The 22,440-nt window shown below is 43.6% G+C and carries 19 protein-coding genes; 12 read left to right on the top strand and 7 right to left on the bottom strand.

From position 1 onward, the window contains the following. Window positions 1–24: 24 nt before the first annotated feature. Complete coding sequence (gene trmD, locus V7L07_RS15520; protein ID WP_335059236.1) at window positions 25–759, bottom strand: tRNA (guanosine(37)-N1)-methyltransferase TrmD; 735 nt, start codon at window positions 757–759, stop codon at window positions 25–27. Between the two features lie 538 nt (window positions 760–1,297). On the opposite strand from trmD, the gene V7L07_RS15515 reads away from it, so the two are divergent. After that, the gene (locus V7L07_RS15515) at window positions 1,298–2,161 is read left to right on the top strand and encodes a cyanophycinase (protein ID WP_179068376.1); all 864 of its coding nucleotides are present in this window, start codon (window positions 1,298–1,300) and stop codon (window positions 2,159–2,161) included. Between the two features lie 374 nt (window positions 2,162–2,535). Further along, window positions 2,536–5,241: a cyanophycin synthetase gene (gene cphA, locus V7L07_RS15510; RefSeq protein ID WP_335059234.1), complete on the top strand. Its 2,706-nt coding sequence runs from the start codon at window positions 2,536–2,538 to the stop codon at window positions 5,239–5,241. A 41-nt stretch (window positions 5,242–5,282) separates the two neighbouring features. Here cphA and tatA read toward each other — a convergent pair whose 3' ends face one another. Both tatA and V7L07_RS15500 read right to left on the bottom strand, forming a co-directional pair. After that, on the bottom strand, window positions 5,283–5,456 hold the full coding sequence (gene tatA, locus V7L07_RS15505) for a twin-arginine translocase TatA/TatE family subunit (RefSeq protein WP_094348761.1): 174 nt from the start codon (window positions 5,454–5,456) through the stop codon (window positions 5,283–5,285). 81 nt (window positions 5,457–5,537) lie between these two features. Further along, window positions 5,538–6,941, bottom strand: coding sequence for a serine/threonine protein kinase (locus V7L07_RS15500; RefSeq protein ID WP_335059232.1), 1,404 nt, complete (start codon window positions 6,939–6,941; stop codon window positions 5,538–5,540). 93 nt (window positions 6,942–7,034) lie between these two features. Between V7L07_RS15500 and cbiT the strand changes: the two genes are divergently transcribed. Continuing rightward, on the top strand, window positions 7,035–7,637 hold the full coding sequence (cbiT, locus tag V7L07_RS15495) for a precorrin-6Y C5,15-methyltransferase subunit CbiT (protein WP_179068373.1): 603 nt from the start codon (window positions 7,035–7,037) through the stop codon (window positions 7,635–7,637). Between the two features lie 184 nt (window positions 7,638–7,821). After that, window positions 7,822–8,703 (top strand): phosphatidate cytidylyltransferase, encoded by an 882-nt coding sequence (locus V7L07_RS15490; RefSeq protein WP_335059230.1) that lies wholly within the window; start codon window positions 7,822–7,824, stop codon window positions 8,701–8,703. A gap of 99 nt (window positions 8,704–8,802) precedes the next feature. On the opposite strand, the gene V7L07_RS15485 is transcribed toward V7L07_RS15490, so the two are convergent. Then, window positions 8,803–9,516, bottom strand: coding sequence for an LmeA family phospholipid-binding protein (locus V7L07_RS15485; protein ID WP_335059228.1), 714 nt, complete (start codon window positions 9,514–9,516; stop codon window positions 8,803–8,805). A 134-nt stretch (window positions 9,517–9,650) separates the two neighbouring features. On the opposite strand from V7L07_RS15485, the gene V7L07_RS15480 reads away from it, so the two are divergent. Further along, a complete protein-coding gene (locus V7L07_RS15480; protein WP_335059226.1) occupies window positions 9,651–10,463 on the top strand; it encodes a pseudouridine synthase in 813 nt (270 codons plus the stop codon). Beyond that, window positions 10,438–11,250: a helix-turn-helix domain-containing protein gene (locus tag V7L07_RS15475; RefSeq protein ID WP_335059224.1), complete on the top strand. Its 813-nt coding sequence runs from the start codon at window positions 10,438–10,440 to the stop codon at window positions 11,248–11,250. Before V7L07_RS15480 ends, V7L07_RS15475 begins: the two co-directional genes overlap by 26 nt. A gap of 103 nt (window positions 11,251–11,353) precedes the next feature. Here V7L07_RS15475 and malQ read toward each other — a convergent pair whose 3' ends face one another. Then, window positions 11,354–12,862, bottom strand: a complete 1,509-nt coding sequence (gene malQ / locus V7L07_RS15470) for a 4-alpha-glucanotransferase (protein ID WP_335059222.1) — start codon at window positions 12,860–12,862, stop codon at window positions 11,354–11,356. A gap of 183 nt (window positions 12,863–13,045) precedes the next feature. Here malQ and V7L07_RS15465 point away from each other — a divergent pair, with 183 nt between their 5' ends. After that, a complete protein-coding gene (locus tag V7L07_RS15465) occupies window positions 13,046–13,477 on the top strand; it encodes an NUDIX hydrolase (protein ID WP_335059220.1) in 432 nt (143 codons plus the stop codon). Between the two features lie 170 nt (window positions 13,478–13,647). Here the strand turns inward: V7L07_RS15465 and V7L07_RS15460 are convergent, their stop codons facing one another. Further along, window positions 13,648–13,848, bottom strand: coding sequence for a hypothetical protein (locus tag V7L07_RS15460; protein ID WP_335059218.1), 201 nt, complete (start codon window positions 13,846–13,848; stop codon window positions 13,648–13,650). Window positions 13,849–14,053: 205 nt separating this feature from the next. Here V7L07_RS15460 and V7L07_RS15455 point away from each other — a divergent pair, with 205 nt between their 5' ends. The 4 genes from V7L07_RS15455 (at window position 14,054) to phnE (ending at window position 18,412) form a co-directional block, all read left to right on the top strand. Continuing rightward, window positions 14,054–15,424 carry a Rid family detoxifying hydrolase gene (locus V7L07_RS15455; protein ID WP_335059216.1) on the top strand — a complete coding sequence of 457 codons (1,371 nt, stop codon included), beginning with the start codon at window positions 14,054–14,056 and terminating at the stop codon, window positions 15,422–15,424. A gap of 152 nt (window positions 15,425–15,576) precedes the next feature. Then, entirely contained in the window at window positions 15,577–16,551 is a 975-nt protein-coding gene (locus tag V7L07_RS15450) for a phosphate/phosphite/phosphonate ABC transporter substrate-binding protein (RefSeq protein ID WP_335059214.1), read from the top strand. 174 nt (window positions 16,552–16,725) lie between these two features. Further along, window positions 16,726–17,460 carry a phosphonate ABC transporter ATP-binding protein gene (locus V7L07_RS15445; RefSeq protein WP_335059212.1) on the top strand — a complete coding sequence of 245 codons (735 nt, stop codon included), beginning with the start codon at window positions 16,726–16,728 and terminating at the stop codon, window positions 17,458–17,460. Between the two features lie 157 nt (window positions 17,461–17,617). Further along, complete coding sequence (gene phnE, locus V7L07_RS15440) at window positions 17,618–18,412, top strand: phosphonate ABC transporter, permease protein PhnE (protein ID WP_335059210.1); 795 nt, start codon at window positions 17,618–17,620, stop codon at window positions 18,410–18,412. A gap of 15 nt (window positions 18,413–18,427) precedes the next feature. On the opposite strand, the gene V7L07_RS15435 is transcribed toward phnE, so the two are convergent. Then, window positions 18,428–19,807 (bottom strand): cytochrome P450, encoded by a 1,380-nt coding sequence (locus V7L07_RS15435; protein ID WP_335059208.1) that lies wholly within the window; start codon window positions 19,805–19,807, stop codon window positions 18,428–18,430. A gap of 303 nt (window positions 19,808–20,110) precedes the next feature. Between V7L07_RS15435 and V7L07_RS15430 the strand changes: the two genes are divergently transcribed. Next, window positions 20,111–22,324, top strand: a complete 2,214-nt coding sequence (locus V7L07_RS15430; RefSeq protein WP_335059206.1) for a phosphoketolase — start codon at window positions 20,111–20,113, stop codon at window positions 22,322–22,324. The last annotated feature ends 116 nt before the right edge of the window (window positions 22,325–22,440 follow it).

Below are 22,440 nucleotides of genomic sequence, written 5' to 3'. Positions count from 1 at the left end.
TAGTCATTGATCATTAGTCAAGAGTTAGAAATTATTATTCTCTCCCTGCTCCACTGCCCCCCTGCTCCCCTGCTTCCCCTGCTTCAATTTCTCCAAAAGATCGGGGCGGCGATCGCGGGTTCTTTGAATTTGTTGTTCGTAACGCCATCGGGCGATCGCTGCGTGATTCCCACTGAGTAGGACATCAGGCACTTTCAAGCCGCGAAAATTTGCAGGACGAGTATATTGGGGATAGTCTAATAACCCTTCTTCAAAACTTTCTGCGGTGAGAGACTCCGTTTTGGCTACAGTTCCAGGTATTAGTCGCACGACGCCATTAATCAAAGCCATTGCTGGAATTTCTCCACCAGTCAGAATAAAATCGCCTAAAGATACCTCACGAGTTACCAAATGTAGCACCCTCTCATCCACTCCTTCGTAATGCCCGCAAATTACTACTAGCTGGTCATAATTTGTCACCAATTCTTTCAAAAGAGGTTGATTAATTGTTTGACCTTGTGGACTCATCAAAATTACTTCTCTTCGGGGTAGAATCGGCAGCGACTCCACAGCGGTAAAAAGAGGTTCTGGCTTCATTAGCATCCCAACACCGCCGCCGTATGGTTCATCATCTACTTTTCGGTGCTTGTCAGTGGTAAAGTCCCGTGGATTAACCAGATGCACTTCGGCAATCTGTTTGGCTAAGGCTTTACCCAGCAGCCCAGAATTGAGAACAGAGTTAAAACAGTCAGGAAAAAGCGTAACTATATCAAAGCGCACAGTTATTCGTATTCGAGGACACTAATCTTAAATTTGAATGTCTAGCAAACACCAGCAAGCCAAGGTCGGGTTAAACTCCAGTTAAACTTTATCAATAGTATCTAAAACTACCAGACCTCTTGGATTTTAGATGGGATCAAAAGTTTTTCTAATTACTTAATTTATGTTTAAATGTTGTCACAACTACATTTAAATTAATAATCATATCAAGTTAACAACTTCCAGGATGCATCAAGCCGGCCTCAGAAAAAAGCGTAGTCTTAAATGCTTGTCCCCAATCCTAAAGGGGGAATCTAGCCTCCAAAGACTATTTTGCCCTGCTGCAAGTGGACAGGTGAAAAACAAGGCACTGGCTTTGAGGAATGGGAACAAACACGTTTAGACTGAGGCAACGCGAGCGTTAGGCGAAAATTTGGAGAGTGGCTGGCCCAGTTCCAAACTTCCAAAAAGTGTCCTCTCTAAAGTTGCAAAGCGCAAAAATCATGGCTGCTTCCGAACCTTGTTAAATTCACCTGAAGTTGTTGACAGGAGAAACAAAATGCCGCAATTACAAGCTAAATCGCTAGAAATGAGGACACCCCAAGCAACTAAAACCGCCGTTCTGGTTATCGGAGGTGCAGAAGATAAAGTTCATGGGCGCGAAATCCTACGAACTTTTTTTGGACGCGCCGGTGCTAGTAAGGCTTATATTACAATTATTCCATCTGCCTCTCGCGAACCCGCCATCATCGGTGGTCGGTATATTCGCATTTTTGAAGAAATGGGTGCCCAGAAGGTAGAGATTTTAGACATCCGCGAACGAGAACAGTGTGAAGCCTCCCAGATTAAAGCATCCTTAGAAGCTTGTAGTGGGGTATTTTTGACAGGAGGAGACCAGCTGCGTCTTTGTGGCGTATTGGCAGATACGCCAGCAATGGAAATTATTCGCCAGCGCGTAAGGGCGGGGCAACTGACGTTAGCAGGCACCAGTGCAGGAGCGGCGGTGATGGGGCATCACATGATTGCTGGCGGCGGTAGTGGAGAAACGCCAAATCGTTCCCTAGTGGATATGGCAACTGGTTTGGGATTTATTCCTGAAGTCATCGTTGACCAACACTTTCACAACCGTAATCGGATGGGGCGATTGATTAGCGCGATCTCAGCTCATCCCGATCGCTTAGGTATTGGCATTGACGAAGATACTTGTGCTGTGTTTGAACGTGATGGTTGGTTACAAGTTATGGGTAAAGGCAGTGTCACCATTGTTGATCCCACTGAGTTGACCCACACTAACGAACCTCATGTTGGTGCTAATGAACCATTAACCGTACATAATTTACGTCTTCATATCCTCAGCTATGGCGATCGCTTCCACTTGTACCAGCGGACTGTATTGCCTGCTGTACATCGAATTTCCAGCTGACGGTATAGAGTATCTGAGGTTACACTGAGTTGACCGCAAATTTTAGATTTTGGATTTTGGATTTTAGATTAAAAGAACTTTTCGGTACATACTACCAGAAAGTAGACAAAACCAATCTAAAAGACCTTCAATGACTCGGTTTAGCTCCACGTCAATCTAAAATTCAGAGAGTTAAGTACCCTAGTAGTATCTTTACAATCTAAAATGTCAATCTAAAATCCAAAATTGGTTGGCCGCACGTTTATTATTTCTTACCGTAGAAAAATGATAAGAATACCATGTAAAAAGAAAAAACTGTTTTTCATGAACAGTTTAGCGGTCAATTCCAGTAAGAAACTAGAATTTTGGTTCCGAATCTCCATCTACCTATTCCCATGAGAATCCTCAAGATCCAGACCTTACGCGGCCCAAACTATTGGAGCATTCGACGCCACAAACTGATCGTCATGCGCCTCGATTTAGAAACCCTTGGCGAGACGCCCTCGAATGAAATCCCTGGCTTTTATGAAGGATTAGTTGAGGCGCTGCCGAGTCTGGAGGGTCACTATTGTTCGCCTGGCTGTCGTGGTGGTTTTTTGATGCGAGTCAAAGAAGGCACTATGATGGGTCATATCGTGGAACACGTAGCCCTAGAACTCCAAGAATTAGCAGGTATGCATGTCGGCTTTGGTCGCACCCGCGAAACTGCCACACCCGGAATTTATCAAGTAGTCATCGAGTACCTGAATGAGGAAGCGGGACGCTACGCTGGACGAGCCGCAGTACGGCTATGCCAGAGTATCGTTGATCGAGGCCGTTATCCTAAGGCAGAACTAGAGCAAGATATCCAAGACCTGAAAGACTTCACCCGTGATGCTTCACTAGGCCCCTCCACAGAAGCGATCGTCAAAGAAGCAGAAAAAAGAGGTATTCCCTGGATGTCGCTGGAAGCCCGCTTTTTGATTCAGCTAGGCTATGGCGTCAACCAGAAGCGAATGCAAGCCACAATGACCGATAACACAAGCATTCTGGGCGTAGAATTAGCTTGCGATAAAGAAGCCACTAAACGCATCCTTGCTGCTGCTGGTGCGCCAGTACCCAGAGGTACAGTAATCAACTTTTTAGACGATTTAGAACAAGCCATTGAATTCGTGGGCGGCTATCCCATCGTCATCAAGCCCCTAGATGGCAATCATGGACGTGGGATCACCATTGATATCAGAACTTGGGAAGAAGCTGAAGCCGGATACGAAGCTGCCAGACAGGTTTCTCGGTCAATTATTGTCGAAAGATATTATGTTGGACGCGACCACAGAGTATTAGTGGTAAATGGCAAAGTTGTCGCAGTCGCCGAACGGGTTCCGGCTCATGTTATCGGCAACGGCAGATCCACCATCTCCGAACTCATCGAAGAAACCAACCTTGACCCAAATCGCGGTGAAGGACACGATAACGTCCTCACCAAGATTGAACTAGACCGCACTAGCTACCAATTGTTAGAAAGGCAAGGTTACACCCTAAATAGCGTGCCACCCAAGGGTACTATTTGTTATCTCAGAGCAACAGCCAACTTGAGTACAGGTGGTAGTGCCGTAGACCGTACCGATGAAATTCACCCCGAAAATCTTTGGTTAGCACAACGGGTAGTCAAGATTATCGGTTTGGATATTGCCGGACTCGATATCGTCACCTCGGATATTAGCCGTCCTTTGCGGGAAGTTGATGGCGTAATTGTCGAAGTTAACGCCGCTCCCGGCTTCCGAATGCACGTTGCCCCAAGTGTCGGCATTCCCCGCAATGTCGCCGGTGCAGTGATGGATATGTTGTTTCCTAACGAGCAATCTAGCCAAATTCCCATCCTCAGCGTCACGGGTACTAATGGCAAAACCACCACTACCCGCCTACTAGCACATATTTATAAACAGACTGGTAAAGTAGTAGGCTATACGACTACAGATGGAACATATATCGGTGATTACTTAGTAGAGGCAGGTGATAATACCGGCCCCCAAAGTGCCCACGTCATCCTCCAAGATCCCACAGTAGAAGTAGCAGTTCTGGAAACGGCTCGCGGTGGCATTCTCCGCTCTGGATTGGGCTTTGAAGCCGCAAATGTAGGTGTGGTATTGAATGTAGCCTCAGACCACTTAGGAATAGGCGATATAGATACCATTGAGCAGTTAGCTAATCTCAAGAGTGTAGTAGCGGAAGCCGTATTCCCTGATGGCTATGCGGTACTTAATGCCGACGATCGCCGCGTCGCCGCTATGTCAGAAAAAACAAAGGCTAATATTGCTTACTTCACCATGAACCCCGACTCGGAATTAGTGCGGAAACACATCCAAAAGGGTGGAGTAGCGGCAGTGTATGAAAATGGCTATTTGTCAATTGTTAAAGGTGATTGGACACACCGGATAGAAAGAGCAGAAAATATACCTTTAACAATGGGCGGACGTGCGCCGTTTATGATTGCCAACGCTTTAGCTGCAAGTTTGGCAGCATTCGTGCAAAACGTCACAATTGAGCAGATTCGTGCTGGTTTGAAGACCTTCCGGGCTTCAGTTAGCCAAACACCGGGACGGATGAATCTATTTAATTTAGGCAACTACCACGCTTTGGTAGACTATGCCCACAACGCAGCCAGTTATGAAGCTGTAGGTTCCTTTGTGCGGAACTGGACTACAGGACAACGGATTGGGGTAATTGGTGGGCCAGGCGATCGCCGCGACGAAGATTTTGTTACTTTGGGTAAGCTAGCAGCACAAATTTTTGATTACATCATCATCAAAGAAGACGATGATACACGGGGAAGACTACGGGGATCAGCCGCCCAGTTGATTATTCAAGGCATCACCGAAGTTAAGCCTGATAGCCGCTATGAATCGATTTTGGATGAAACCCAAGCGATAAATAAAGGCTTAGACATGGCTCCTGATAACAGTTTGGTGGTAATTTTGCCAGAAAGTGTTACTCGGGCGATTAAATTAATTAAGCTGCGTGGTCTAGCGAAGGAAGAGACACACCAACAAAATGCTGGCACAACTGTCATCGATTCCCAAAATGGAATCACACCTTCTTCTGTTGTCAATACCTTGCTGTAGTCAGTAAGAGTCAGTGCGCTGACTCTTACTGACTACTTTAATTACTGCTTTTCTTCTTCCTGATTGGTTTCCTCGCTGGGAGTTTTCATCTCCTCCTTAAAACCTCGTAAGGTTTTGCCCAGTGCAGTCCCCAGTTCAGGAATTTTTTTTGGGCCGAAAATTAGAATAGCGACTATGCTAATTACAGCTATTTCTGGCCATCCCAGTCCAAACATATAAATTTCCTCTAAGGCATCTGTAATTAAATATAGACATTGATGGCTCACATACCATAAGTTAGCCATTGATGAGCGCAACTAACTTCTAATTGGATTGGTAATTGGCAAATCTAACCAATCGCTTAATTCCTGAGCTAGCCATTCCAGTTCCGCTTCCGATTTAATCGCACCACCACTACCACCAAGTTGATATTTTTTTACTCCTACCCAAATATCCAATTGTGCAGGAACGGCAATTCTAGTACCTTCAGAATCTTTAGTAAAATGTTTGGGAATGTAAACTAACTTATTAATACTTTGTCTTGATGATGCACGGGGACGATAAAATTTCCAACTAAACAACTCCCAGGTTAAGGCAATTTGTTTGGGATTCAGGCGTAAGCAGATGCGTCCAAATAAATGAAAGAGAAATTTATACACCATCATCAAGCCAGCACCCCAAAATGGAAGCGAGAACAAAGCAAAGGGGATGTTGACAGGAAAAGGTGCTGAGAGTGCGCCAAGTGTCCAAAAGAGGATAAATGAATTCCAGACGATCGCAAATAAACCTGTGAATACTATTGATAAATCAAAACCAGCAGGTGGAATGATAATTTCTAGAGAATCCCCATTTTTGGTTAGTTGAATCTTACTCCCATCTGGTTTGCCAACAACTAAAGTAGGCAGGTTTGTCGGTTGTGGTTTTTCTAAAGCGGCCAGTGCAGCACTCGCAGAACTCAAACGCCGTTCTAAACTAGGTTCAATCATCCACTTTAACCAATTGCTAAAGCTGGGACTGAGATTAGCCGCTTGTTCAAACTGAATCCGAAAATCCTTTTGGGGTAAATCGGCTGGATGAGTACCTGTCATTAAATAAATTAAGGTTGCACCTAAACTATAAAGGTCTGATGCTGCAACAGTGCGTCCGCCAAATTGCTCTGGTGGCATATAGCCATAAGTTCCGACTACAGTTCTTGTCCCGGTTTCGGTAGCCAAGACGGTTTGTACTGAGCCAAAATCTACCAAATAAACTTGACCGACATTATTACCAGAGCGATCGCCCAATAAAATATTGCTAGGCTTAATATCACGATGAATTACAGGCGGATGTAGCTCATGTAGGTAAATGAGAATCTCTAAAAGTGCTTTAGCTATCTCTTTGACTTCAATTTCTGTAAAAGTCCGTCCAGTTTGTAAACATTGCTCTAAAGTTTGTGCAGGGATATAAGTTTGTACTAGAGCAAATCCTTTGATGGTTGGTAGATTTACCTCAAAATAGTTTAAATAGCCAGGAATTGAGGGATGTGCTAGGTTTTTTAAAGTTTCAGCTTCTCGCTCGAACAACTTGAGTGAATCCCACTCAAAGTCACTACTAAAAGAGAGTAACTTGATGACAACTAATTCCTGAGTTTGCAAATCACGAGCTAATAGCGTCCGCCGCCCTGCTTTTTTTCCTAGTAGCTGCTGAACTTCGTAGCGTTCGCCTAATATTTCGCCAATCATTATGTTTTCTTATAATGCTACCGTTGAAAAGTTTTATAGCTTATAGCTCTTCAATATGGCAAATCAATATCTTTAGTATAATTGCGTAATTCTATGCCCTCCCAACTTTGGCCTTATATTACCCCTGGTATTCCCGATGAATTATTTGAACATTTGCCAGGAATTCCCCTGAGTCAGCGAGAAGTCCGACTGCTATTAATTTCCCAACTGCGGCTAAAATCAGATTCCGTGCTGTGGGATATTGGCGCAGGGACGGGTACAATTCCGGTCGAAGTGGGGCTATTGTGTCCAGGTGGACAGATTATCGCTATCGAAAGGGATGAAGAAGTAGCTAATTTGATCAAGCGTAACTGCGATCGCTTTGATGTGAAAAATGTCGAAGTAATTGAAGGAAGCGCCCCAGAGTGTTTACACGATCTTAAAGTTGCCCCTCACCGTATTTGTATCGAGGGAGGACGCCCCATTCAGGAAATACTGCAAGCAGCTTGGCATTATTTGCCGCCATCCGGTCGGGTTGTAGCCACAGCTGCTAATCTAGAAAGTCTATATGCTATTTCTCAGAGCTTTTCTCTGTTAAGGGCTAGAAATATCGAAGTCGTCCAATCTGCGGTTAACCGCTTAGAGACGCGCGGCTTTTCTCAAAGCTTTACCGCCGTTGATCCCATTTTTATCCTCAGTGGTGAGAAACTGGACTAGGGACTGGGGACTGGGAACTAGGGACTGGGGGAAACGAGGAGACAAGGGGGACAAGGGGGAATTATTGAACAAGTCTCTCCCTTATCTCCCCCTCTACCTTGTCTACCTTGTCTCTTCTCAATCCCCAATACCCAATCCCCAATACCCAATACCCAATCCCCAGTACCCAGTACCCAATACTTCTATGCCTTGGTCTCGGATTATTAGTGGAATTGTTGCGATCGCTCTTGCTCTTTCAGTTACCCTTTTGGGTGGTTGGTACTTTACCATCATGTTTGCGGTTATCGTCTTTTTGGGACAACAGGAATATTTTAATTTGGTGCGATCCAGAGGTATAGTTCCTGCTGCTAAAACCACAATGGCTGCTAGCCAAGTATTGCTGGTAATTTGCACTCTAGATGGCAGTTTAGCTGATGCTGTGATGCCAATAGCTGGAACACTGATTTGTTTTTACCTGCTGTTTCAACCCAAATTTGCCACGATCGCTGATGTTTCCGCTTCCATTATGGGGCTATTTTATGTAGGTTATTTACCAAGTTACTGGGTGCGGTTACGAGCAATTGATAGTGCTGCTTTTAGTAATCTCCCTTTTGGAGGCTACTGGCCCACAAACTGGATAGATTTCTGGGAGAAGGCAAATTCCGCTTCTCTACCACAAGGTTTTACAGCAACACTGCTAACTTTTTTGTGTATTTGGGCAGCCGATATCGGTGCTTATACCATTGGCAAATTCTTTGGAAAAACCCGTCTGTCTGACATTAGCCCGAAAAAAACTGTAGAAGGTGCTGTCTTTGGCATTACTTCAAGTGTTGCTGTAGCCGTAGCAGGAGCCTATTATCTCCACTTGCCAAGTTCCCCTTTCACTGGTTTAGCATTGGGTTTGCTGATTGGTATTGCTAGTCTTTTAGGGGATCTCACTGAATCTATGCTCAAGCGAGATGCTGGAGTTAAAGATTCTGGACAATTAATCCCTGGTCACGGTGGTATTTTAGACCGTACCGATAGTTATATTTTCACCGCTCCTTTGGTTTATTATTTCGTGACATTGCTTTTGCCACTACTATAAGGCATTGGGTATAAGGCATTGGGTATTGGGTATTTGGAAAACTTTTTCCTAGTCCCCAGTCCCTAGTCTACGGTATTAATATTTTTAAATCTGTCATCATCAAGGATTAACGTTAATCCTCCCACGACAGACCAACTTGCCTGGGATCAGTGTTATTTCTTGGATATCGACATCTGAGCCAAGATCCAGATTGTACTCATGATTGTCCTCTAACATATCTGCTTGGGCAGGCTGGATTGGAATCAGTGCCACTTGCAACTCATGTCCACTGAGTAACTGTAAGCCCAGACAAATCTCTAGAGGCGTTGTTTCACTATTGGTTACTCTCAAACCTCGCAGTATAATTTGGTTGTTCCCCAGAAGAATTTCTTGCCAATTAATTGGTTGTGTCTGTGGGTAATGTGTCGGTAAAACCTTAACCAGTAGATCGCTCAAAGCAGTCGATAATAAGTTAGATGAGAGAGAAGCATTGAGATCCTTCTCGTCTATGATTAAATTGCCAACCACTGGTACTGTTTCTAACAGTCGCAAGGGTTTTCCCTTGAGTACGGAGCCAATGTTTATCCGAATATTTTCTGCTGTTAATTTAATTTGTGTAATCTGGAGACCTTGATAAACTGCATGAGTAGCAAAAATAGATACCGAAGGGATGCGCCCAGAGAGAAGTTGGCGATCGCTCGTTTTGATCTCCACTTCTAATTCTGATATTTGGCTGACTTGCGCTCTTAACCAAAGCTTGACTGCTGTTGTTAATACCTGCGTAATTATGCGGATTTTATTTGCATTTGTTGTTTGGGAATTTTGCTCTGGCATTTAACCAATCTGTTTATGGGTATTTGTTCAACGACTGAACAGAAATTAAATAAGCCTTAAATGTAACATTTATGCCTACTCGCTACAAAATGCAAATATCATTTAATTGTTAACAGTAAATAAGCAATTTCCACATGGAGGTACGGTTACAAAAAATTATTGCTCAATGGGGTATCGCCTCACGTCGCGAAGCCGAAGAAATGATTAGGCATTCACGAGTACGGATCAATGGAGTATTGGCACATTTAGGTCAAAAAGTTGATCCCGAAAAAGATGCGATCGCTATCGATGGTAAACCCGTATCCGAAAAGCAGCGTCCGGCTTTAATATATCTATTGCTGCACAAACCAGCGGGAGTCGTTTCGACTTGCTACGACCCTCACCACAGACCAACAGTTCTGGATCTACTACCGAAAGAATTACGGGAGGGTTCAGGTATTCACCCAGTTGGCCGTCTAGATGCAGACTCCACAGGAGCATTAATCCTGACTAATGACGGAGAACTGACATTTGGATTAACCCATCCCCGCCATAGCATTTCCAAGACATATCATGTTTTGGTCAAAGGACACCCACCAGAAACAGTACTCCAAAAGTGGCGTCAGGGTGTGATGTTGGAGGGTAGAAAAACTAGGGCCGCTAAGGTACGTCTAATCGAACACCGTGCCGAGCAAAGCTTTTTAGAAATAGTGTTGCAGGAGGGAAGAAATCGCCAAATTCGCCGTATAGCTCAACAGTTAGGATATCCAGTCATTAAGCTGCATCGGACTGCTATCGGCCCAATTCAATTACAAACTCTAAAGGAACCCTTTTTGTCAGAGGGTAAATATCGTTCCCTCAAAGATCATGAGATTCACTTTTTGCAAGGGCAAATAACGCAACCTATTAAAGATTCAGCGGAATTAAGGAGTGTCAGTAGACATGAAATGGCTAAGACAGAAGAATAATCACCAGCCATCACTTTCATTAGAGGAACAACGAGCCGAAAAGTTGGCAGAATTAGGCGCTCAACTTTGGGCATTACGGCAAGAACAGGGTCTTTCTCTAGAGCAAGTGGTTGTATTGACCAGAATTCCTCGGCGATTATTGCAAGCGATCGAAGAAGGTAATTTAAATGATCTGCCAGAACCAGTCTATATTCAGGGTTTGATTAGGCAATTTGCAGAAGCTCTAGGCTTGAATGGAGTAGAATTTTCTGGCACTTTTCCAATCAGTTCTGCAAAAGTGAACTCTCAAGGTATTGGGAATACTTCACCCCTTGCTCAACTACGTCCAATTCATCTTTACTTTCTTTACATATTGCTAATAGTCTGCTCTGTAAATGGCTTATCTCAGTTATTAAATAACGCGGTACTACAAGCAAGTAATAGCCAAAACCAGCCATATCCCAAACAAAAGTCTGTTGTCAAACCAGAATTAGCTCAACTAAAAGAGTCAATGGAGGTACAACCCGTCAGCGACAACCTGAGCGGCGTTCAAAAGGAACAGGTTGTACAGATTGGTGTCACCTTGAAAGCCTCATCTTGGATTCGGGTAGTAGCCGATGGCAAAACCGAGTTTGAGGGTATTCTGCCAGAGGGAACTCATCGAATTTGGAAAGCCCAAGAGCAATTGACAGTGAAAACTGATAATGCTGGCGGTGTTTTGATGAGTGTCAATCAGGAGAAAGCTAAAGAAATGGGAGAACCAGGGAAAGAGGAAGAAGTTAGGATTGCTGCCAAGCCTAAGTTTTGAAATATAGGGAATGGGGCATTGGGCATTGAAAAGAGGCAGAGGTGCGGGGGGCGGAGGGGAAAATTCTTCTCCCCTGCTCCCTCATCTCCCCATTCCCTACTCCTTACTGGGCTTCTGGGGCGCGTCCATTAAGTCTAGTCAGAACTTTTAAGCGATCGCGCCATTCATCTCTCAAGGCTCCTTCTAGATAGCGCCATTCCCAGTTACCCTCAGCAACACTGGGAAAATTCATCCGCGCTTCGTTTCCTAATCCCAAAATATCTTGCAAAGGAATAATCGCTTGGTTAGCGATGGAACTCAACGCTAGGCGAATTAAATCCCAGTGGACGCCTTCAGGGCTGATACAACCTAAATACAGCCATAAATTTTGCTTTTCGTAGTCGTTAGCTGTGTTGAACCAGCCTATGGTTGTGTCATTATCGTGAGTTCCAGTATAAACTACAGCATTCCGCGAGTAATTGAATGGTAAAAATGGATTAGCGGGATCTGAACCAAAGGCAAACTGCAAAATTTTCATTCCCGGAAATTCATACTTGTCTCGCAGCGCTTCTACCCCTGGTGTAATTACTCCCAAATCTTCCGCTAAGACGGGTAGCTTGCCCAACTTTTGTTTGATCGCTTCAAAAAAAGCGTCTCCAGGTGCTTCCACCCATTCGCCATTAATAGCAGTTTCTTCACCTTTGGGTACTGACCAATATGCCTCGAAGCCCCGAAAGTGGTCAATGCGAATTATATCGACATAATCCAGCATGGCCTCAAAGCGCTGTACCCACCATTTAAAGTCTTGTTTTTGCAGTTCCTCCCAGTTATAAACCGGGTTTCCCCACAATTGACCGGTGGCACTAAAGTAATCTGGTGGAACTCCTGCCATTTGGGCAACTTCTCCCGTCTCTTCGTCTAAGCAAAAGATATTGGGATGCGCCCAAACATCGGCACTATCATGAGCTACATAGATTGGAATATCGCCGATAATGTCAATGCCCCGCATGTTCGCGTAGTTTTTCAGGTCTGACCACTGCCGAAAAAACTCAAATTGGATGAACTTGTAATAAAAAATATCTCCGTTGAGTCGGCTTTCTGCCTGAGCTAATGCTTCTGGTTCTCGCTTGACAAATTCAGGCTCCCATGTATGCCAGCTTGCTCCATTATTAGCGTCTTTCAGCGCCATAAATAAGGCGTAATTATCTAACCAATAGGCTTTACTGTCGCAAAAGCCTTCAAACTCTTTATGCTGGATAGGCGTAGCATTGGCTCTAAAGTTTTCACAGGCTTTTTTGAGTAGCCCATTTTTAATCGGTACAACCTGCTCAAAATCTACCTTTTCTGCCGGAAATCCTGGTAAATTAGCAAAGTCTTCTTCAGATAGTAAACCCTCTTCTAGGAGTTTTTCTGGGCTAATGAGCAGGGGATTTCCCGCCATTGCTGAGTAGCACATATATGGGGAATTACCGTATCCAGTGGGGCCCAGGGGTAAAACTTGCCAATATTGTTGATGGCTTTCTTTGAGAAAATCAATGAAGCGATAGGCTTCTAAGCCTAAATCCCCAACGCCAAATCGACTGGGAAAGGAAGTAGGATGCAGCAAAATGCCACTGGATCTAGGAAAAGGCATAAGTAACCTTAATTATGAGAGGGGGCAATTGTCTGATGGAGACGCGATGCGATCGTCGCATCGAATTTATCACTGAACGGTATTTGCAGAGGAAATCAAGTAAACTCATTTTGTTTGTCATTTGTCCTTTGTCCTTGGCTAATGACTAATGACTAATGACCAATGACCAATGACTAAATAACTATGACTTATCGAAATCCTACACCAACAGTTGATATCATCATTGAACTAGTAGATCGACCTCATCGGCCAATAGTGTTAATTGAAAGACATAATCTACCTTTAGGTTGGGCTATTCCTGGTGGCTTTGTAGATTATGGCGAAGCTGTGGAAGTGGCGGCGCGGCGAGAAGCTGAAGAAGAGACAGGTTTACAGGTGGAGTTGGTTGAACAATTACTGGTGTATTCTGACCCCGATCGCGATCCGCGTCAGCATACAATTAGTATTGTGTTTTTGGCGACAGCTAAGGGTGAACCAAAGGCTGGCGATGATGCTAAGGGTGTAGGGATTTTTGAGTATTGGTGTGTGCCTGGTAATTTATGTTTTGACCACGATCGCATTTTGCGCGATTATTGGCGATATCGGCATTATGGGATACGTCCGAGGTTGGGGTAAGAGGAACGTAGACGCATTAACGAAGCGGTAGCGACGTTCGCGCAGCGTCTCGCAGAGAAGGAGCGTCAGCAGCTTGCCGCAGGCTACCGCAGAGGCGCAGAGAGATGATCTTGTAACCGACGAATGATGTTTGTTTCTCCAAAAATGATCAGTCTTCTGCTTTCGAGCCTCTAATAATTTGGTGTTGCTTCCTGTATGTCCGGTTTTGTTTGATGATTGGAAGTATCATCATTTTTTTCCATTGACAGGTCAAGACATATTTCCTCGGTTGTTGGTTTTGTCTTGAGAAAACGCAAAAAATCTAGTGTTTGGGCTAGTAGAACATCTGAGGATGATTCAATTTCTTGGAGTAGTAGTTCTTGAATATTCATAAATGATATTTTGCAGTCTGTTGTAACAGTATTATACGAGTGCGATCGCGATGCTGACCTGATCGTATTATTGGGATACATTAGAGGTTGGGGTAAAGGGACGAACCGCAGAGGCGCAGAGAGCGCAGAGAGAAGAGGAGAGAAGAATACCTGTGACACAAAGTTTTTGTGATTATACTGTGTCAGTGGTATTTAAAGGTGCATTATGGATGCTGAAGAACTTTTAAAACAATATGCAAAAGGTCAGCGAAAGTTTGATTCAGTAAATCTGAGAGGAGTAGACCTCAAAGGTGTAAATCTGAGTGGGATAGACCTAACAAGTGCAGATTTGACGGGAGCGGATTTAAATAATGCCAACCTGAGCAAGGCATGTCTCAAAAGTACAAACCTCACCAGGGCATCTTTGACAGGTGCAAATTTAAGTGGTTTGGTGGAAAGTTCTAGTTTAAATTTGAGTTGGGCAGATTTAATTTGTGCTGACTTCAGTAAGGCAAATATCAGTAGTGGAAACTTAAGTAACGCTAACTTGAAGAATACAAACTTTAGTGAAGCAGTCCTGAATAGTGCTAATTTCAGTAACGCTAATCTGGATAATGCAAACTTGAGTAAAGCAAACTTGAGTAAAGCAAACTTGAGTAAAGCAAACCTAGATAAGGCAAACTTAAGTGATGCTATACTCAATTCCGCAAACTTAACCGACGCATCCTTAAATGAAGCAAAATTTGTTAGAGCTAATCTTAGTGATGCTAATTTAAGTGGGGCTAACTTGTTTGGATCTGATTTGAGTCAAGCAAACCTAACTTATGTGAAACTCAAAGACACTATTTTACAGGGAGCCACGATTGGGGGCGTTCATTGGCAGGAAAAGGATTTGTCTGGAATGAATCTGACTGAGGCTAATCTAAGTTCAGCAAATCTTATAGGCGTAAATTTTAGAAAAGTCTGTCTAAAAGGGGCAAATTTAGAGAAAGCAGAACTGCAAAAAGTAGATTTGATGAACGCGAATCTAAACGAGGCAAACCTAAAGAAGGCAAATTTAACTGGCGCAAATATCTACGGAGCAACCTTTAAAAATGCAGACCTAACTGGTGCGATAATGCCAGATGGAGAGGTTTACAAACCGATCGCAGTTGAAGCGGAAATCGGTAAACAGGAAACATCGTTAGAGAAAGTAATATCTATGACCCGTAAAGTAATTAATACTGATAAAGCACCCGCACCAGTGGGCCCTTATAATCAAGCGATCGCAGCTTCAGGTCAATTTGTATTCATTGCTGGACAAATTGCCATCGATCCCCGCCTTGGTGATGTCGTCTACACTGATGATGTCAAAAAGCAAACTGAGCAGGTATTAGCTAATCTTGAAGCCATTCTCACAGCAGCCGGGGCGACTTTTCAGGATGTGGTAAAGACCACTGTATTTTTAGCTGATATGAATGATTTCGCGGCGGTGAATGCCATTTATGCTAAATATTTCCCGGAAGATACAGCCCCAGCACGGGCTTGTGTGCAAGTATCACGCTTACCTAAAGATGTGTTGGTAGAAATTGATGCGATCGCTGTAATTAGCGGTTAGTGCCAATACACTCACAAAAAAAGCCTACAACTTTCCAAACAAACTAAGCTTTATTATTGACTTTTGTTCTTAAAAGCTATAAATCCTTTTTAAGGACTAATTGAAATTAATTAGCAAAAGAACTGAGAAAACTTCCTAATGGAGAGTTACAAATGAGTGTGAGAAAAAAGAGGTTATTGGGTGCTGGCGCGGCATTTGCAGTGCTTACAGGTTTAGTCGTCAGCACAGTAGGGACTATGCAGGCAACGATCGCCAACCCTACAGCTAATCAACAAACACCACACTTACTTGCTCAAGGGCTGAAGACTTTAACAATAGTTTTTCCCAGTCGTGCTGATTCTACAGACTTGCAAAATAAAGCAAATGCGGTAGGAGCTTTTTTATCGAAAGAGTTAGGAATTCCAGTCGTTGCACAAGTTGGTGATGATACGGCTGCTGTGGAAGCTTTGAGAGCAAATCGGGCTGATGTCGCTTTTTTAAGTAGCCGTCCGGCTTTGAAAGCGAAACAATTAGCAAACGCCAGTTTGTATCTAGCCGAAGTTCGTTCCACTTATTCTGGAAGATACACCTATAGCTCAACATTTGTTGTCCCCAAGAATAGTCCCCTAAAAACTCAAAATTCAGCTAAAGCCACTTTAGAACAACTGCGGGGTAAGAAAATTGCTTTTACTTCCCCTACTTCTGGCTCTGGGTTTATTATCCCTGTGGCTGAATTGGTCAAACAAAAATTTGTACCCAACCGCGATCGCTTAGATGATTTCTTTAGTCAAGTTTCTTACGGTGGCAATTACAGCAAAGCTTTGCAAGCCGTTGTGCGCGGTCAAGCTGATGTGGCTGTTGTGTCAGAATATGCTCTGAATCCACCTTATATCACCGCCGAAGAGAAAAGTCAGTTACGGGTTCTGCACAAAATTAATGGTGTACCTGCCCACGGTATTGCTATTGATGATGATGTTCCAGCCCCAACACGGGAAAAAATCATCAACGCTTTACTGAAATTAAATCAGTCGCAAAATAATAAGTTGTTAAGCGATTTGTATAATTCCACAGAATTAGTGCGAATTAACCACGATCGTCATCTAGCAACTATCCGTGACGCTCTGCAAATTGCTGGCATTGAACCATAATTTAGAATTCAGAATTCAGAATTCAGAATTCAGAACTTACCAATCTTGACACTCTCTACGAGACGCGGCGCTATCCGCTTTTTCGGTCAAAATTCATTCTGTTAGCGGATAGCTAAGGTTTAGCCTATTCTGATTCCTGACTCCTGACTCCTGAATTCTGTTCAATAAATTTCTATGAATGATTATGTTATCGAGTGTCATAACCTAGAGACAGCTTATACTCCATCTCTCAATCGTCCTATTCTCAACGGGATTAATTGCCAGATTAAACGGGGTGAATTTGTCGTTTTGCTGGGGTTAAACGGTGCTGGAAAGTCTACATTGCTACGATCGCTAGTTGGATTAGTGCCATCAGTGAGAGGAGAATTGATCGTCAATAATGTTGAGATGAATTCCCGAACACTGCCAAAAATTCGGCGCGATGTTGGCATGTTATTTCAAGGTGGCGGATTGATTCGACAGTTATCAGCACTGGAAAATGTCTTGTGCGGATGCCTTGGTAAAAGAACAACTTGGCAAACATTGTTGGGATTTTCCAAACGCGATCGCATGTTGGCACTAAATTTATTAGAACAGTTAGGACTCGGAGAGTTAGCTTTTCAAAAAACCAGTCAATTAAGCGGTGGACAGCAACAACGAGTAGCGATCGCTCGGACTTTAATTCAATCACCGCAAATTCTCTTAGTCGATGAACCCATCACTGGCTTAGATGTTGTGGCATCGCAACAAGTTATGGAAACTCTATCCCAATTGCACACTCAACAAGGCATGACAATTGTCGCAGTTTTGCACGATTTGGGAATCGCAGAAAAATACGCAGGGCAAGCGATCGTCTTAGATGCTGGACGCGTCGTTTACCAAGGATTTTGTGACAACTTACAAGCTCAATTTGCTAAAGTTTCCGCTTGAGTGGGATTTGATTTCACAAAAAAGACGCGATGAATCGCCGTCTCTACAATAATCAATCTTTTGTAGAGACGGCGATTTATCGCGTCTCTTGTCTAAACCAAACAGTATTGCATTCTGACTCCTGAATTCTGAATTCTGAATTCTTCTTCAATACACTATGAGTTCCTTCTTTAAATTAAAACGCTTACGCTTCTACCCTTGGCTGAGTTCTGTACTCATCTTATTAATTGTTGTGGTAGTTTATGGTTGGGCTTTGCGAGGACTCAAACTCGATTTTGAACTGCTGCGTTCTAGCTGGCCATACATCACCGATTTTATTACTCGGTTATTTCCTCCCGATTGGAAAGTTTTAGATATTGCAGTTAAGGCGCTAATTGAAACTGTACAGATGTCTTTATGGGGAACTACCATTGGAGCAATTCTTTCTGTACCAATTGCGATCGCTAGCGCCAGCAATATTGCGCCTGGGTGGTTGCGATCGCTAGCTAATTTGCTGCAAAATACTGTACGTTCTGTTCCCTCAATTATTCTAGGGCTAATGTTTGTTGCCGCCACTGGCTTAGGCGCACCAGCAGGAACTTTAGCTTTGGGAATCTACACCATCGGCTACCTTGCCAAATTTTATCAACAGGCAATTGAAGCGGTTGATCCGCGTTCTCTTGAATCTTTGCAAGTTATCGGAGCCTCCAAGCTACAGATTGCTCAATACGGCATTCTCCCGCAAGTGCTACCGCTGGGATTAGGTTATACCTTCTGGATGTTTGAGTACAACATTCGTGCTGCTTCTGTCTTGGGTGTAGTTGGTGCAGGTGGTATTGGCTTTCAGTTGAAAAGTTACATAGACGGATTCGAGTACACCAAAGCAACAACTATGATGTTAGTGCTTTTGGTAGTCGTCACAGTAATTGATGCTTTTAGTAGCCAATTACGTCATCGGCTCGATTCGATGTAACGAATTCTTGATATCTTACACCTCTTGAAGGGCTGGGATTCCCGGCGATTTTTGTTGACTCATAACAACCATCTCAATGGGACGATCTGGGCCTGTCACTAAACCACGGCGTTTAGGTCGCACTTCACCTTTATTAACTAGTGCTAATTCCTTACTAGAAAGGATTTGAGCAAGTGCTAGCTTCATTTCCAACTGGGCAAATGCTAGTCCAATACAACGCCTTGCACCACCCCCAAAGGGTAAATATTCATAAGCGGAAAATTGCCGTTCTAAAAAACGTTCTGGTTTAAACTGCTTAGGTTCTGGATAAATATCTTCTCGGTGGTGGGTTAAATAAATAGAACCAATGAGGACTGTACCCGGTTCTAATTCATAACCGCCTAGCGATATCGGTGTTCTTACTTTTCTGGGAAAAGTTAGTATACCGACTGGATAAATTCGCAATGTCTCAGAACAAACAGCGTTGAGATAAGGTAATTTAAAAACGGTGCTGGGGTCTGGATTATTACCCAAGCTATCTAATTCTTGCAGTAGCTTTTGGCGCACTGATGGTATTTTGTGAATCCAGTATAAGGCCCATGCTAAGGCTGTTGCTGTGGTTTCGTGACCGGCGACTAACAAAGTCATCAATTCATCGCGCAACTCTTCATCAGTCATCGGTTGACCGGCTTCATCCCTAGCAGCCATGAGTAAGCTAAGAATATCTGTCCGTGATGAATCTGGTTGTTCTCGACGTTCCCGAATTTCCTCGTAGATGAGTTCGTCAGCTTCTTGCTGAAGGCGCATCTGGTTTCCCCAGAAGTTAATCGGGCCAAAATCCCTTTGCAAAGCTGGAAAATAAAGCAAAGCCACACTTAAGCGAGAACTGGCCTTTTCTAAAAGATCGCCCAAAAAATGCTGTAGTTTTTCGGCGCGAGGCCCTTCATATAAACCAAATACAGCCTGCATAATCACCCGCAGGGTAATAGCTTGAGTTGCAGACCGAATATTTAAGGGTTTACCTATCTGGTATTGGCTGATAACTTGCTTGGTGACATCGGTAATCACCTGGCTGTAGTTCCGCATTCTTTCGCCATGAAAGGGAGGCATTAACAACTGACGTTGACGCTGGTGTTCTGCACCGCTGATGGTAATCACAGAATGCTTTCCCAGCAAAGGTTCAAACACATCATTCAGATCGCCGGGTGCTTCTAATTCCTTGGTATCATTTGTTAAAATTTGCTGTTGCGCTTGGGGATTGCTGACAATCACCAAAGGAGGAAGATTTTTGTCTAATCTGAGAGTAAAAATCTCGCCATAGCTTTTAGCACAAGCCTCCATAAATGACATTGGATTGGCAATCCAGCGTAGCATCTGTACAACTGCTGGAGTTTGTGGGCCGTTTGGGAATTTCATAAATTTTTTTGCTGCTTGATATTTTTTTGCTACTTAAACCGTTTCTTAGTGAAGCTGCATATATTTACCCACCAGCTACACCGTTCTGTCTGATTCAGGGGAAATTACAGAGAAGTGTTGTTATCTGCATTGTCATACAGAATTGGTATGAAACTAATTTAAATTTTGCTTGCGTAACCATTTAAAGTACTTATTCTAACGTTGCAAAAAAGCAATAAACTGTTACAACCTCGAAGATGTAAAATTTTGGTTAAATTCAACGAGCATCTACAGTTTCACCTCATCGTCAATAAGGTACTCAGCATGACTGCAATCTCCCCAAAGGCATCTTCAGCGCTTCCCAATTTTTCTGAAGGGATTCAATATTTTGGTGAAGCGTTACCAGATTTTGAAACTTATGGTGCTACACCTGCTATTGAGTCAGGCAAAATTGCGATCGCATCTCCCACAGAACCAAATGCAGTATATCAAACTTTACTTGCTGCCGATGCCTTACGCTACCTGACTTTACAAGTTACTGGTAGTAAGGCTTCTGGGCATCCCGGCGGATTTGCCAGCCAAGCAGAAGCTTACGCATCTCTTGTCATGCTGGGATACAAGAACATTATTACTGAAGTCGGACACCACGCCCCTGGATTTTATAGTGCCATGTTCTTGGATCGTTCGCTAGAGGACATGGGAATTTTTACAGTCCAACAATTGCGCGATCGCTTCCGAGAAAAGCACGGACTTTTAGGACATCTTTCTGGTTACATTCCCGGTATTCTTGCACCTGCGGGGCCTTTGGGACAAGGGCAACACTTTGCAATGGCAGCTGCACTCTTGCACAAAGATAAGTTGTTCCCCTTTACAGTTGGCGATGGTGGATTGGGTGAGCCTTATATTGTAAGTGCGATCGCGCATTTCCATACAGCTTATCCTGCTGTCACCAACTTTTTACCGGTGTTGGTATGGAACGGTTACAGCCAAGAACATCACAGCATGGTTTCCCTCAAAACCAATGCACAGATGCAGGCATATTGGCAAGGTAACGGTTTTGATGAAGTCGTGTTAGTTGATGCCAAAGATTTCGACGATCAAAACCAGCTAGGGGATTACGTTGATAGTACCGCCTTTTCCTTTGAGAAACGTCTAGCATTTACGCAAGCAGTACTTTCGGGTGTAGATCAAGCCGCGCGTTTTGCATTGGGTGGTAAACTTACCGTCTTCATTATTAAACAACTCAAAGGTGCAGGAGTTCACGCGCGGGGTGCAAAATCTCACAACCTCTATCCTAAAGATACGCTGGATGCACCGCATATTATCAGTGCATTGCAAACCCGTGCTTTGTCTGCGGAAGCTTGGCAATTAGTCAGAACAAATGCCGAACGTGCCGGTGGTGGCCCAGCAGCAAAAACTGTGGTGACAGAATTTGAATTACCATTACCAGAACTAGGCGAATTACCTTTAGAAGAATATGCCGTTGGTGGTGAACCCAAAGTTTCTACAACCGCGATGGGACGATTGGTAGGAATAGTTGGAAATAAAGATCAGAATTTCCTTGTCACCAACGCCGATGGTAACGAAGCATCAGGAATTGCCAACATCAACCAAGCATTAAAAATTATTCACCCCACAACCGACGACTTATATTTCCAAGCACCAAACGGACAAGTTTATGAACCATTGAGTGAAGATGCTTGTGCCGGTTTAGCTGCCGGTTTAGCGTTAATGGGTGCGAGAACTTTGTGGTGTTCTTACGAATCTTTTGCCATCAACGGATTACCAATTTGGCAAACTGTGACTCAAGCAATGGCAGAATTGCGCCGTCCAACTCCCTCGACTATTACTTTATTCACAGCTGGCGCATTAGAGCAAGGACGCAACGGTTGGACTCACCAACGTCCAGAAATTGAAGCTTACTTTGCTTCGTTGATGCGAAATGGAAATGTTTTCCCATTATTTCCGCCTGATGCTAATAGTATTCAAGCCTGTTATGACTGGGCATTGAAAACTAAAAATAAGGGAATTGTGATAACTGCAAGTAAATCACCATTGCCAATTCGCACAACTTTAGAACAAACTCGTCAAGGGTTACGAGATGGTGCTGTGCTATTGCATGAAGTCGCTGGTGATAAGCAAGTTGTATTTGCTGTGATTGGCGATTTAACATTAATACCAGTATTTGAAGCTGCTGCTTTCTTAGAAACTGAAGGTATTGGTGTCAAGATTGTTTCTGTGATCAATCCTCGGCAATTATACCGTAGCCATGATACTGCTTGGGATACTTGTTCTGAACCCGAAGGCGGTTTCTTGGATGATGCAGCATTTGCCGAATTATTTGATGGCGATGCGTTAATTGCCGTTACTGGTGGCGCTGCGGGGATGCTAGAACCAATTCTGTTAAGGAGTACAGCCAAGCGCGATACTTTTGCATGGAAACGTGGCGAAACTACAGCCAGTGCTGGCGAGTTGATGGCGTTTAATGGATTGACTGCGGAAGCTTTGACAAAAAGAGCGATCGCGTTAGTGCATTAAGGATTTGCTATATTGCTATAAATTTATATCCCTAACCTATTTTAAAATAGGTTAGGGATATTCTGAGGATTTAGTGAGATTTGTGAAAAAAAAGCAGATATAGATTGTAGTTATTT

This window comes from Nostoc sp., from assembly GCF_036916985.1.
Lineage (GTDB): Bacteria > Cyanobacteriota > Cyanobacteriia > Cyanobacteriales > Nostocaceae > Nostoc.
The sequence above is the reverse complement of the archived record's forward strand: the minus strand, read 5'-3'. Positions and strand labels throughout refer to the sequence as shown.

What these genes read in the sequence shown, in the direction of transcription:
- V7L07_RS15515 (WP_179068376.1), top strand. Translation starts at nt 1,298, where the DNA reads ATGCCGCAATTACAAGCTAAATCGCTAGAAATGAGGACACCCCAAGCA.
- cphA (WP_335059234.1), top strand. Translation starts at nt 2,536, where the DNA reads ATGAGAATCCTCAAGATCCAGACCTTACGCGGCCCAAACTATTGGAGC.
- tatA (WP_094348761.1), bottom strand. Translation starts at nt 5,456, where the DNA reads ATGTTTGGACTGGGATGGCCAGAAATAGCTGTAATTAGCATAGTCGCT.
- V7L07_RS15500 (WP_335059232.1), bottom strand. Translation starts at nt 6,941, where the DNA reads ATGATTGGCGAAATATTAGGCGAACGCTACGAAGTTCAGCAGCTACTA.
- cbiT (WP_179068373.1), top strand. Translation starts at nt 7,035, where the DNA reads ATGCCCTCCCAACTTTGGCCTTATATTACCCCTGGTATTCCCGATGAA.
- V7L07_RS15490 (WP_335059230.1), top strand. Translation starts at nt 7,822, where the DNA reads ATGCCTTGGTCTCGGATTATTAGTGGAATTGTTGCGATCGCTCTTGCT.
- V7L07_RS15485 (WP_335059228.1), bottom strand. Translation starts at nt 9,516, where the DNA reads ATGCCAGAGCAAAATTCCCAAACAACAAATGCAAATAAAATCCGCATA.
- V7L07_RS15480 (WP_335059226.1), top strand. Translation starts at nt 9,651, where the DNA reads ATGGAGGTACGGTTACAAAAAATTATTGCTCAATGGGGTATCGCCTCA.
- V7L07_RS15475 (WP_335059224.1), top strand. Translation starts at nt 10,438, where the DNA reads ATGAAATGGCTAAGACAGAAGAATAATCACCAGCCATCACTTTCATTA.
- malQ (WP_335059222.1), bottom strand. Translation starts at nt 12,862, where the DNA reads ATGCCTTTTCCTAGATCCAGTGGCATTTTGCTGCATCCTACTTCCTTT.
- V7L07_RS15465 (WP_335059220.1), top strand. Translation starts at nt 13,046, where the DNA reads ATGACTTATCGAAATCCTACACCAACAGTTGATATCATCATTGAACTA.
- V7L07_RS15460 (WP_335059218.1), bottom strand. Translation starts at nt 13,848, where the DNA reads ATGAATATTCAAGAACTACTACTCCAAGAAATTGAATCATCCTCAGAT.
- V7L07_RS15455 (WP_335059216.1), top strand. Translation starts at nt 14,054, where the DNA reads ATGGATGCTGAAGAACTTTTAAAACAATATGCAAAAGGTCAGCGAAAG.
- V7L07_RS15450 (WP_335059214.1), top strand. Translation starts at nt 15,577, where the DNA reads ATGAGTGTGAGAAAAAAGAGGTTATTGGGTGCTGGCGCGGCATTTGCA.
- V7L07_RS15445 (WP_335059212.1), top strand. Translation starts at nt 16,726, where the DNA reads ATGAATGATTATGTTATCGAGTGTCATAACCTAGAGACAGCTTATACT.
- phnE (WP_335059210.1), top strand. Translation starts at nt 17,618, where the DNA reads ATGAGTTCCTTCTTTAAATTAAAACGCTTACGCTTCTACCCTTGGCTG.
- V7L07_RS15435 (WP_335059208.1), bottom strand. Translation starts at nt 19,807, where the DNA reads ATGAAATTCCCAAACGGCCCACAAACTCCAGCAGTTGTACAGATGCTA.
- V7L07_RS15430 (WP_335059206.1), top strand. Translation starts at nt 20,111, where the DNA reads ATGACTGCAATCTCCCCAAAGGCATCTTCAGCGCTTCCCAATTTTTCT.